Source organism: Enterobacter sp. B79-1 (assembly GCF_057444735.1).
Genome location: NZ_JBYAZJ010000007.1, coordinates 128,518 through 140,191 on the forward strand (window position 1 = coordinate 128,518; position 11,674 = coordinate 140,191).

12 protein-coding genes are annotated in these 11,674 nt (G+C 55.9%); 8 read left to right on the forward strand and 4 right to left on the reverse strand.

Annotation, left to right across the window (positions count from 1 at the left end; genetic code table 11):
* The first annotated feature begins 48 nt into the window (after window positions 1–48).
* Together psiF and adrA are read left to right on the forward strand one after the other, a co-directional pair.
* The gene (gene psiF / locus AC2T6E_RS18270) at window positions 49–369 is read left to right on the forward strand and encodes a phosphate starvation-inducible protein PsiF (protein ID WP_174340707.1); all 321 of its coding nucleotides are present in this window, start codon (window positions 49–51) and stop codon (window positions 367–369) included.
* Window positions 370–471: 102 nt separating this feature from the next.
* Complete coding sequence (gene adrA / locus AC2T6E_RS18275) at window positions 472–1,575, forward strand: diguanylate cyclase AdrA (RefSeq protein WP_148400287.1); 1,104 nt, start codon at window positions 472–474, stop codon at window positions 1,573–1,575.
* Window positions 1,576–1,591: 16 nt separating this feature from the next.
* On the opposite strand, the gene proC is transcribed toward adrA, so the two are convergent.
* Entirely contained in the window at window positions 1,592–2,401 is an 810-nt protein-coding gene (gene proC, locus AC2T6E_RS18280; protein ID WP_089599254.1) for a pyrroline-5-carboxylate reductase, read from the reverse strand.
* A gap of 105 nt (window positions 2,402–2,506) precedes the next feature.
* Between proC and AC2T6E_RS18285 the strand changes: the two genes are divergently transcribed.
* The 5 genes from AC2T6E_RS18285 to ppnP all read left to right on the forward strand — a co-directional run bounded on the left by AC2T6E_RS18285 (window position 2,507) and on the right by ppnP (window position 5,145).
* On the forward strand, window positions 2,507–2,965 hold the full coding sequence (locus tag AC2T6E_RS18285; protein WP_010428006.1) for a YaiI/YqxD family protein: 459 nt from the start codon (window positions 2,507–2,509) through the stop codon (window positions 2,963–2,965).
* A gap of 145 nt (window positions 2,966–3,110) precedes the next feature.
* A complete protein-coding gene (aroL, locus tag AC2T6E_RS18290; RefSeq protein WP_486692769.1) occupies window positions 3,111–3,635 on the forward strand; it encodes a shikimate kinase AroL in 525 nt (174 codons plus the stop codon).
* A gap of 44 nt (window positions 3,636–3,679) precedes the next feature.
* A complete protein-coding gene (yaiA, locus tag AC2T6E_RS18295) occupies window positions 3,680–3,871 on the forward strand; it encodes a protein YaiA (RefSeq protein ID WP_010428011.1) in 192 nt (63 codons plus the stop codon).
* A gap of 237 nt (window positions 3,872–4,108) precedes the next feature.
* Window positions 4,109–4,786: an AroM family protein gene (locus AC2T6E_RS18300; RefSeq protein ID WP_108415691.1), complete on the forward strand. Its 678-nt coding sequence runs from the start codon at window positions 4,109–4,111 to the stop codon at window positions 4,784–4,786.
* A 71-nt stretch (window positions 4,787–4,857) separates the two neighbouring features.
* On the forward strand, window positions 4,858–5,145 hold the full coding sequence (ppnP, locus tag AC2T6E_RS18305) for a pyrimidine/purine nucleoside phosphorylase (protein WP_042716688.1): 288 nt from the start codon (window positions 4,858–4,860) through the stop codon (window positions 5,143–5,145).
* A 48-nt stretch (window positions 5,146–5,193) separates the two neighbouring features.
* Here ppnP and rdgC read toward each other — a convergent pair whose 3' ends face one another.
* Window positions 5,194–6,108, reverse strand: a complete 915-nt coding sequence (gene rdgC, locus AC2T6E_RS18310) for a recombination-associated protein RdgC (RefSeq protein ID WP_010428018.1) — start codon at window positions 6,106–6,108, stop codon at window positions 5,194–5,196.
* Window positions 6,109–6,231: 123 nt separating this feature from the next.
* On the opposite strand from rdgC, the gene mak reads away from it, so the two are divergent.
* Complete coding sequence (gene mak, locus AC2T6E_RS18315; protein WP_148400288.1) at window positions 6,232–7,137, forward strand: fructokinase; 906 nt, start codon at window positions 6,232–6,234, stop codon at window positions 7,135–7,137.
* Between the two features lie 146 nt (window positions 7,138–7,283).
* On the opposite strand, the gene sbcC is transcribed toward mak, so the two are convergent.
* Window positions 7,284–10,415, reverse strand: coding sequence for an exonuclease subunit SbcC (gene sbcC, locus AC2T6E_RS18320; RefSeq protein ID WP_486692773.1), 3,132 nt, complete (start codon window positions 10,413–10,415; stop codon window positions 7,284–7,286).
* Window positions 10,412–11,617 (reverse strand): exonuclease subunit SbcD, encoded by a 1,206-nt coding sequence (gene sbcD / locus AC2T6E_RS18325; protein ID WP_431643405.1) that lies wholly within the window; start codon window positions 11,615–11,617, stop codon window positions 10,412–10,414. The genes sbcC and sbcD overlap by 4 nt, the downstream gene beginning before the upstream one ends.
* Window positions 11,618–11,674: the final 57 nt, after the last annotated feature.

Sequence of the window (11,674 nt, forward strand, 5' to 3'; positions counted from 1 at the left end):
CCGTCACGAACCAGACTTAGAGTGGAAATTCACATAAAGGATAGTGCAATGAAAACGACAATACTGGTTACCTTACTCTCAGGCGTGTTCTTGATGGCTTCTGCGCATGCGGAAGAAAAGACCTTTACGCCCCAGCAGCAGCGTATGACAACCTGTAATCAACAGGCGACCTCGCAATCTCTGAAGGGCGATGCCCGTAAGACCTACATGAGCGACTGCCTTAAAAACGGTGCCTCGAAACCGGATGAAAAAAGCCTGACGCCGCAGCAGCAAAAAATGCGCGAGTGTAATGCGAAGGCCACCGAGCAGTCCCTGAAAGGGGATGACCGCAGTAAGTTCATGAGCGCCTGTCTGAAGAAAAAAGTGTAGTTCTAACGGGTGAGTTGCCGTCGCGGCTCACCCGAAATTTCATACTTTCCCCGAAATCCCCCTCTCTATAATTTGGGAAAATGTTTCAGAATATTCCCAAAAATGATGAATGATGAAATCTATTACAACAAAGAGAGCATTCAGGAAGAGTGGAATAAACATCTTTCTCAGGATGACTCACACCGCTCCGGGATACGATTTTGCCGGCGGATCCGGCTGGCGCGCGTGGTGGGGCTGGCAGCCATGTTTTTCCCGATTGCGGGTGTGCTGGTTACCCATTTTCTCCCAGGCGGCTGGTGGTTATTACTGGTGGGGTGGGCCTTCGTCTGGCCACATCTCGCCTGGCAACTTGCCTGCCGCTCATCCCAACCGTTTTGCAGTGAAATCGTTAACCTGAAGGTAGATGCAATCATCGCCGGTGTCTGGATTGGCCTGATGGGCCTGAATGCGCTGCCCACGGCGGCGCTGATCATGATGATCGGCATGAATATGATGGGATCGGGCGGTTTTCGGCTGTTTATTGCCGGTATTATCATTATCCTGTTTTCCGCTTTGGTCACGCTGCAGCTGAACGGCAGCATGATTACGCTTTATTCTGAGCCGCTGGAGTGGTGGCTGACGCTACCGGTTCTGATGCTGTACCCGATGCTGTTTGCCTGGGTCAGTCACCGGACGGCGGTTCGGCTGGCTGAGCATAAACGGCGGCTTGAGCTAATGAGCACGCGCGACGGGATGACGGGGGTGTTCAATCGCCGCCACTGGGAAACGCTTTTGCGCAATGAATATGAGCAATGCCGTCGCAGCCATCAAACGGCGACAATATTGCTCATCGACATTGATCACTTTAAGAGCATTAACGATACATGGGGCCATGACGTCGGCGATGAAGCGATAGTGGCTATCACCCGCCAGCTGCAGTTGACGCTACGCTCGTGTGATTTTATTGGCCGTTTTGGTGGGGATGAATTTGCCGTGATTATGTCCGGTACGCCTGCGGAAAGTGCTATTGCCGCGATGTCCCGCGTACACGAACGTCTGGTCAACATGCCGCTACCCGGAGCACCTTCAGAAAGGATCCGTATTAGCGTCGGGGTTGCCCCCTGGGGACCGCAATTCGGACACTACCGCGAATGGTTAAAAGCAGCAGATGTTGCCCTCTATAAAGCGAAAAATGCCGGACGAGGTCGCACCGAAGTGGCAGCCTGACGCCCGGCTCTGTTTATCAGGATTTACTCAGCTTCTCTGATTTTTCCATGCATTTTGCCATCGCCTCGATGACGGCAGCACGGAATCCGCGCTCTTCCAGCACGCGCACGGCTTCAATCGTTGTGCCGCCCGGAGAGCAGACCATATCCTTCAGTTCACCCGGATGTTTACCCGTCTCGAGCACCATTTTGGCGGAGCCCATGACGGCCTGCGCGGCAAATTTATAGGCCTGCGCGCGCGGCATACCGCCCAGCACCGCGGCATCCGCCATCGCTTCAATAAACATAAAGACATACGCAGGGGCTGAACCGCTTACGCCGACAACCGGATGGATCATCGCTTCAGAAATGACTTCTGCCTCACCGAAGCAGCGGAAAATGTTCAGGACATCCGCCACGTCTTCGGCGGTGACCAGCGCGTTAGGGGTGATAGATGTCATCCCGGCGTTGACCAGAGAAGGGGTATTTGGCATCGCGCGGACGATTTTACGGTCGTGACCGAGCGCGCGAGCCAGCTGGTCGAGGGTCACACCGGCGGCAATGGACACCACCAGCGTCTCTTTATTCAGGCTGGAGGTGATATCGCTCAGCACTTTGATCATGATGTTCGGCTTCACGGCACCAAAGACGATATCCGCGACCTGGGCGACGTCCTGCGCGCTTTCGGCGGCATTGATACCGTACTCATCATGCAACGCCGCGACTTTATCCGGTGATGGGGTATAGACCCAAATCTGTCCCGGCAGTACCTGCCCGCTGGCGATCAGGCCACCCAGGATGGCTTTGCCCATGTTACCGCAGCCGATAAACCCGATTTTCTTGTCCATCACGTCTCTCCGTTATTATGCGTTGTTATCTCTGATTGATAGGTTTATAGCTTAACAACGAAAAGCAGGCGACAATAGCCGTCAATGCGATACAAGGGTGACAATATGGCGATTTGGGTTGATGCGGATGCCTGTCCGAATGTGATTAAAGAGATTTTGTTCCGCGCCGCCGAGCGCGTACAGATGCCATTAACGCTGGTGGCGAACCAGAATATCCGCGTGCCGCCTTCCCGGTTCATCCGCTCTTTGCGCGTACCGGCCGGGTTCGATGTGGCGGATAATGAAATTGTGCGTCTGTGCAGCGCCGAGGATTTAGTGATCACGGCGGATATTCCCCTGGCCGCAGAAGTGCTGGAGAAAGGGGCGGCAGCGCTGAACCCGCGTGGTGAACGTTATTCGCCGTCGACTATTCGCGAAAAGCTCACCATGCGCGATTTTATGGACACCATGCGCGCCAGCGGCGTGCAGACTGGCGGGCCTGATAGCCTGTCTCAGCGTGACCGTCAGCAGTTTGCTGCCGAGCTGGATAAATGGCTGCTGGAAGTGAAGCGCCGCACGGCGTAATGATAACCATTGTCAAAATGTGGTACAGTGTGGCCTCCACAGGGTTGTCATCCCGTACCGCTTTGCAGTAAAGTAAACGCAACATCTTCTGCAATCATTTCTTTACAGTCTTCAGCCTTCCGGCATCAAGGGGAAACACCTGGTTATGAACCCACCCATCTTTTTAGTTGGCCCTCGCGGCTGTGGGAAAACCACCGTTGGCCTGGAACTGGCGTGCGTGTGCCAGAGTCAATTTGTTGATACCGATCACTGGCTTCAGGAACATGCGGCTCAAACCATCGCAGAGATTGTCGAAAAAGAGGGCTGGGAGAGCTTTCGCGCGCGTGAAACTGCCGCGCTGGAAGCGGTAACATCGCCTGCGACTATCATTGCAACGGGTGGGGGCATTATCCTGGCGGAGTACAACCGGCAGTTTATGCGCGAAAAAGGGATTGTGATTTATCTCTGCGCGGCGGTCTCTACCCTGGTTGGACGTCTTGAAGCGTTTCCGGAAGAGGGGCAGCGTCCTGCGCTGACCGCGAAGCCGCTCAGCGAAGAAGTGAGTGAGGTGCTTGCGGAACGCGATGCATTATACCGCGAGGCGGCACACCACGTTGTGGATGCCTCTGCTTCACCTGAAGAGGTTGTTATTCAGATTATTACCGCCCTTCGTTTGGCCTGCGCCAGCTAACGGCCGTCTATACTCATAGCTCAGACATAAAAAAAGGATGAGCTATGCCAACCAGACCTCCCTATCCGCGTGAAGCACGCATTGTTACCGTTGAAAAGGGTCATGCCGACCATACCGTGACCTGGTATCAGCTGCGTGCCGATCACCCCAAACCCGATTCGCTGATCAGCGAACATGAAACCGAACAAGAAGCGCTGGATGCGAAACGGCGTTACGAAGATCCCGATAAGTCCTGATTAAATTCCTAAACCACGCAAAACCGTGCCTGAATCACACTTTTAACGCATCGTGAATGTTAAGCACGAGTTAATATTTAGTTATTACAGGGTGATTCGGCATGGGCCTGGGATCTTTACATTTCGGTGCAGAGATCCCCTGCTACGCTTGGTGCTGTTTTGTTGAAAAAACGAACGGTGCAGCGTAGTGAGCCTGTACCTGTGTAACGGTTGTGGTAGTAATGGAAGGCGATCAAAATGAAGGCGACATTGGCGATCCTCACTATTGGTGTGGTCCCTGTAAGCGAAGTATTACCGCTCTTAACCGAGCATGTCTCTGAGCAACAGATCGCTCATCTTAGCCTGTTGGGTAAGATGAGCCGTGAAGAGGTCATGGAAGACTACGCGCTAGATGAAGGGGAGGATCCCCTGGCGACGTTATTAAGTGACGGTAAACTGGCGCATGTGTCACGCCAGAAAATCGAGCGCGCGCTTCAGGGTGTTATTGAAGTGCTCGATAATCAGGGTTATGACGTCATTTTATTAATGAGCACGGCACCGATAACAGGACTGGTTGCGCGTAATGCGATTTTGCTGGAACCGATGAGAATTATTCCGCCGCTGGTGGCCTCGATTGTCGACGGTCATCAGGTGGGGGTCATTGTTCCCATCGAGGAACTGATGGATAACCAGGAGGCAAAATGGCAGGTGCTGGAAAAAGTCCCGCTGTATGCGCTGGCTAATCCGTTCTGGGACAGTGAAGCGGCGCTTATTGCCGCAGGACGGGAGCTGATGGAGAGAGGCGCGGATGTGTTGATTCTGGACTGTCTCGGCTTCCATCAGCACCATCGCGATTTACTGCAAAAAGCACTCGATATACCGGTGCTGTTGTCCAATGTTCTGATGGCGCGTCTGGCGTCTGAATTACTGGTGTAATGATTTTGCGTGACAGGCCATGAGCATGGCCCCTATAGTGGATTTTTATCTATAAATATAAGGGCCAGTTCATGCTTCAAAGTAACGAATACTTTTCCGGTAAAGTGAAATCCATCGGTTTTACCAGCAGCAGCACTGGCCGCGCCAGTGTCGGCGTTATGGCGGAAGGGGAATATACCTTTGGCACTGCGGAAGCAGAAGAGATGACGGTTGTGAGCGGCGCGCTGAACGTCTTACTGCCAGGTGAAACGGAATGGAAAGTTTACGCTGCCGGGCAAGTATTCAACGTCCCTGCCCACAGTGAATTCCATCTGCAGGTTGCTGAGCCTACCTCTTATCTGTGCCGCTATCTGAAATAAAAAATAAGCCGGGTGGCGCTAACGCTTACCCGGCCTACGTTTTGTCTGTTATCTCTGCGCTTCGCCGCCGAGACCTTCCACCAGATTCTGAATCAACGCGGCCAGCTCTCCGGTCATCAGGATGAAGTCCGCGTCAAAACGCTGGGCATAATCTTCCCGGTCGATATCTTCGTTCTGATCGCGCAGCTCGTCGCAGAACTTGAGGCGTTTCACCGAGCCGTCATCGCACATCATGAACTGAATGCGCTGCTGCCAGTCGAGTGCCAGCTTGGTCACGACTTTGCCCGCTTCAATGTGTACGGCGATCTCGTCGCTCACCAGATCCTGCTTTTTCGCGCGGATCACACCGCCATCTTCCAGCAGGGCTTTCAGCTCTGCTTCATCCAGGATCTGGAAACCTTGCGCGGCAGTCCCGCTGCGTACCCACTCGGTCAGAGTCAGCTCAATCGGCGTTTCCAGCGCCAGCGGAACGACCGGTAAAGAGCCGATGCTTTTGCGCAGCAGGGCCAGCGTGTCTTCTGCTTTCTTGGCGCTGGCGCAGTCCACCATGATCAGCCCGTTTACGGTGTCGATCCACATCATAGTCTGGCTGAAGCGGCTGAACGCGCGAGGCAGCAGGGAGTGCAGCACTTCGTCTTTCAGCGAATCTTTTTCGGTCTTTTTCAGCTTGCGGCCCTGTTCGGCTTCCAGCTTGAAAATTTTCGCTTCGAGCGCCTGCTTGACGACCGGCGTAGGGAGGATTTTTTCCTCTTTACGCGCACAAACGATAATTTGACCGGTGCTGCTGGCGTGGGTCAGGGCATCGCTTTGTGAACCCATTGGCGGAACCCAACCGGTTTTTGCCATATCCTGGCTACCGCAAGGGGAAAAGGTGTAAGCGGCTAACTGTTTTTCCATCTCTTCTGCACGCAGCGAAACGTCGCGGCTGAGACGGTAAACCATCAAATTTTTGAACCACAGCATGATAATTTCCACGGCCTTGTCGTTAAATCAGCGGGCATGATAACGAATTGTCGCATCGCTTGCATTGCTAATCGGGTAGGCGGCTTCTACTCTGTTGATAATCAAAATAATGAGGAGTCTCTTGTGCGTATTGGGATCGATTTAGGCGGCACCAAAACTGAAGTGATTGCGTTGAGCGAGCAGGGGGAACAGCTGTTTCGCCACCGCTTGCCTACGCCGCGTGATGATTATCACCAGACTATCGAGACGATTGCCCGGCTGGTCGAGTTGGCCGAGCAGGCAACAGGGCAGACGGGCAGTGTTGGAATGGGGATCCCCGGGTCGATCTCGCCGTACACCGGCGTGGTGAAAAACGCCAACTCTACGTGGCTCAACGGCCAGCCGTTTGATAAAGATTTGAGCGCGCGTCTTAAACGCGATGTGCGTCTGGCTAACGATGCCAACTGTCTGGCGGTATCGGAAGCTATCGACGGTGCTGCTGCAGGCGCCCAGACCGTTTTTGCGGTCATTATCGGTACGGGCTGCGGCGCGGGTGTGGCCTTCGGCGGTCGCGCCCACATTGGTGGCAACGGCACGGCGGGCGAGTGGGGACATAATCCATTGCCGTGGATGGACGAAGACGAACTTAACTATCGCGCGGAAGTGCCGTGCTACTGCGGAAAGCAGGGCTGTATCGAGACCTTTATTTCCGGTACGGGGTTTGCTACGGACTACCATCGCCTGAGCGGGCAGGCGCTGAAGGGAAATGAGATTATGCGTCTGGTTGAAGAACAGGATCCGGTCGCGGAACTGGCGCTTAGCCGGTATGAAATGCGGCTGGCGAAATCGCTGGCGCACGTGGTTAACATTCTCGACCCGGATGTGATCGTGCTTGGCGGTGGGATGAGCAACGTTGACCGGCTGTACGCCACGGTGCCGAATCTGGTCAGGCAATGGGTCTTCGGCGGCGAGTGTGAAACCCCGATCCGCAAAGCGGTGCACGGGGATTCCAGCGGCGTGCGCGGCGCGGCATGGCTGTGGCCGGAATAAACTTTTTTTCCCCTCTCCCTGTGGGAGAGGGCCAGGGTGAGGCAAGGTAAAAGCAAAACAGCAACGCAAGTTGCTGTTTTTGATGTTTGTACCCTCTCCCCGTGGGAGAGGGCCAGGGTGAGGGCACCAGACCGCACCGCCCCCATTTATTCCACCGCAAACACCTTATCCAGCCTGCTATACCCCAGCCCGTTAATCTTCTTCACCTTGATCTGCACCGGAATGCGCTCTTTCATCGCCTCAACGTGGCTGATCACGCCGATGGTTTTGCCGGTAGCGTTCAGCGCGTCGAGCGCATCCAGCGCGGTATCCAGCGTTTCGCTGTCCAGCGTGCCGAATCCTTCGTCGAGGAACAGGGAATCGATCCGCGTCTTGTGACTCACTAAATCCGACAGCGCCAGGGCCAGCGCCAGGCTCACCAGGAAGCTTTCGCCGCCCGAGAGCGTACGGGTATCGCGCACCGCGTCCGCCTGCCAGGTATCGACCACTTCCAGCTCCAGCGCATCGCTGACTTTCCGCTGAAGCAGATAGCGTCCGTGCAGGCGATTAAGCTGTTGATTAGCGAGCCAGACCAGATTATCCAGCGTCAGCCCCTGAGCGAATTTACGGAATCGGTCGCCGGTGCTGGAGCCAATCAGGGAATTCAGGTAGCCCCAGTCGTCCGCCAGGCGCGCGGCCTCTTCTATTTGCTGCATAAGCGCCTGCTGGTGCAGACGGTTATCGCTGTCCTGCTTGAGCTGCTGGCGGATCTCACCCTGATGCGTGGTGTTCTCACGAAGTTGATGTGCCAGTTGCTCCAATTGCATTTGTAATGTTTGAACATCGGCGTCCAGCCCTTCCGGGCGCAGCGCCTGATGGTCCTCTCGCTGCCGGGTCGCTTGCGCGGAGAGCGCTGTCGCCTGCTGTACCTGGTTTTCCAGCGTCTGCTTTAGCTGCTCAAGGCGTCGAATGGTGTCGGCATCCAGCAGCGCAGAAAGGAACGCGTCTTGATCCTCAAAACAACTTGCCGCCAGTGCCGTGGCGAATTGCGCCTGTGACTGCTGCAAACGTTCTTTCTCCAGCGCCTCCTGCTGTTGCTGCGCGGTAAGCTGACTTTGCAGCGACACGCATTCGTCGTGAATTTCGCGCCAGTTCGCGGGGATCGCCGTTTCGGTTTCAGTGGCCTCCGTTGCCGGAAGGGTATCGAGCAGCGGCGTCAGGGCGTTAATACGTTCCAGCGTCGCGCCATGCTGGGTCTGTTTCTCCTGCCACTGCGCGTATTCGCTTTCACGTGAGGCGAGCCAGACGGATTCAGTGCCTGCATCCGGAATACCCAGCGACAGCGTATGCAGGGACGTTTCCACTGCCTGACGCGTCGCCGCCAGCTGCTGCTGGTACTGACGCTCCTGTTCTTCTTGCTCGCTAAGCTGCGTTTGTAGGGTCAAACGCTGGCTGAGCTGATAAAGCTGCTGCTCGTAGTGCTCCTGCTCGCTCATCCACGGGGCAATATCCTCCTGAATATTCAGCGTAATATTCAGAGAAGCACACATTTCCAGCCACTCTTTAGTGAGCGCTTGCTCTTCCTGAGAGAGCGCCTGCGCTTCGTCTGTCTCGCGTTGGATCTGCTGTGACAGGGCGTTAACCTGGCCGAGAACTAACAAACCTTCGTCTTTAAGTGCGGCGACCTCTTTAGCTAACTGGTCGCGGCGGCGTTGATTTTCACTGAGTTCCAGCGCCTGGTATGCCGTCACGGCCGGATGGGTTTTGGAGCCGCACAGCGGGCAAGGTAGCCCGGCCTGGAGTTGAGCACGCTCCGCCTCAAGGCTTTTGATTTTCTCTTCCTGCCTGCAGAGTGTTTCAACGTCCAGATAGTGCTGGTTTTTTTCTTTATACTGCTGGCGGCGCTGTGCCAGCGTTTCATTAAGCGCGACCAGCCCGGTCTGTGCTTTTTGCACGCTTTCGGCGTTCTGGCGCTGACGTTTTTGCAGCGGTTGATAGCGGGCATGGAGAGCGGTCAGGCGCTGGCGCGTAAACCGGGTTTGCGCCCGTTGCTCCATCGCCATTGCGACCTCGTCAGCCGTCAGCGTGAGGGAACTTTCTGGCAGACCCGTCAGCTTATGGCGTAATTCAGTGATGCGCGCAGCAAGCGTAGTGAGCTGATTTTTATCGCGATTAAGCTGAGAGAAGTGAGCCCGCCAGCCTGCAATCTCCTGGCCCCACAGGCGGTACCGATCGTGGTCTGTCAGCCACTGTGCCAGTGCCGCCAGTTCTGTCTGAAGCTGCGTATGAGTATGTAAAGCGCCGTTGCGGATCCGCGAGCGCAAGGCGGTTTTTTCCAGTAAGCGAGTATTTACTTCAACAATACGCTGCTTCGTTTGCGCCAGGCGTGATGCCTGTTCTTGCTGATGTTCCCACAGCGGGCGGAGCTGGGACGCGGGTTGCGCGAGCTGGAGCTTTGCCAGGTCTGGGGCTGCATCAGTCAGCGCCTGTTGCGTCTGCTGCTGTAAGGTCGTAGCGCGCTGCTGTTCGCGGATAAGCTCTTCGCTGCGAGTAAGCCACTGAAATTCTTTCTGGTGGCTCTGCTGCTGCGCCAGCAGGGTTTTCTCTTCGTCAGTAAGTGCCTGCAAACTTTGCTGTAACTGCTGCTGTTGCTCTTCGCTCAACAGCACGACGCCCGCCGCCTGCGCCTCGCACTTTTCAAGCACGCTGCGGGCGGCTTTGTGTTTTTCAAACACCATGGCGGAAATCTGGCCGTAGATCTCGGTGCCGGTCAGCTCTTCCAGCAGCTCGGCGCGATCGCTCGGTTTGGCGTTCAGGAAGGCGGCAAACTGCCCCTGTGAGAGCAGCATGGAGCGGGTAAAGCGGCCATAGTCCAGTCCGGTGAGCGCAGCGGTTTGCTCCAGTTTATCCGTCACTTTGTCGGCCAGGATTTTGCCATCTTCGCAGCGCGCCAGCTCCACGCGCGGCGCCTGCAGGTTCCCGTCAGGCTGGTTGCGCGCGCGGTTCTGGCTCCAGAACGCGCGATAGGCGATGCCCTTTACCTCGAACTCCACTTCCGCCAGGCACTCGGCGGTGTCGCGCGTCATCAGGTCGTTTTGCGCCTGAGAGACCTTCTGCAGTCGTGGCGTTTCGTGGTAAAGCGCCAGACAGATGGCGTCGAGCAGGGTGGTTTTCCCGGCACCGGTGGCACCGGTAATGGCAAACAGCCCGTTGCTGGCAAACGGCTCAGCGGTAAAGTCGATTTTCCACTCGCCCTTGAGCGAGTTCAGGTTTTTCAGGCGCAGGCTGAGAATTTTCATGCGTTTTCTCCCTCATCGTTAAGCGCATGCAGGGTATGCGTGAACAGCTCGTTGAGCCTTACTCGCTTCGCGTCGTCAATCTCTTCCTGAGACAACCGGCGCTCAAACACCTCTTCGACCCGCAGTTCACTGAGCGTTTCACGCTGCGCACCTGACAGAATTTTCTCGCGCTGCTCCCGGCTACGGCGAACCAGTAAGACCTCGACGGGCAGATCGTCCGTCAGCGCCTGAATTTTCCTTTGCATATCATGCAGGTAGTCATCGGTGGTGATTTCGATATCCAGCCAGACGGGCGGAACCTGCTCGACACCACGCCACTGCTCAAGCTGTTCAGTGATGGCCGCCAGATCGCCTTTTAGCACCGCCAGCGGCTGGGTGACGGGCACGTCCAGCGTCTCGACAGCGCTGAGTTTACCGTCGGTAAAACTGACCAGATGCACGGATTTGGCTTTGCCTGTTTCATCGAAGCTGAGTGAAATGGGCGAGCCGCAATAGCGGATATGCTCGCAGCCGCCGACGATCTGCGCCCGGTGAATGTGCCCGAGCGCGATGTAGTCGGCAGGCGGGAAGTTCTGCGCCGGGAAGGCATCCAGCGTGCCGATATAGATGTCACGTACGGCGTCACTTTTACTGGCACCCACGGTGGTGAGATGCCCGGTCGCAATCACCGGGATTGCCGCTTCGCCGCGCAGGGCGCAGGCATCGGTATGCTGCTGGTGATAATAATCAGTGATAGCCTGTAATAAATGCTGTTGCTTTTCGCCGCCGGAAAGTCCCGCCTGGCTCTGTACGATATCCCGCGGGCGCAAAAACGGAATGGGACACAGCACCGCACCCGGCGTGCCGTCACGTTTTTTCAGGATCTGCGGGGCATGTCCGGCGCTGGCCACCACGGTGGTATTGAGAAACGCCAGAATATCGCGGGATTCATTCAGCGTGGCCACAGAATCGTGATTTCCGGCGACAATCACCAGATGACAGCCGGTCTGCTGCAGATTCACCACGAAACGGTTATAGAGCTCACGCGCATAGCTCGGTGGGGAACCGGTATCGAAGATGTCACCCGCGACAATAATCGCATCGACGTCATGCGATTGCGCCGTCTCCAGCAGCCAGTTCAGGAAGGCTTCGTGTTCCGCCGCCCGGCTTTTGCTGTAAAAGTTTTGACCCAGATGCCAGTCTGAAGTGTGAAGTATGCGCATAGCTGATCCGTGGCGAAAAGAGTTGATGGCGATTATAAACTCTCAGGGGATGGAAAA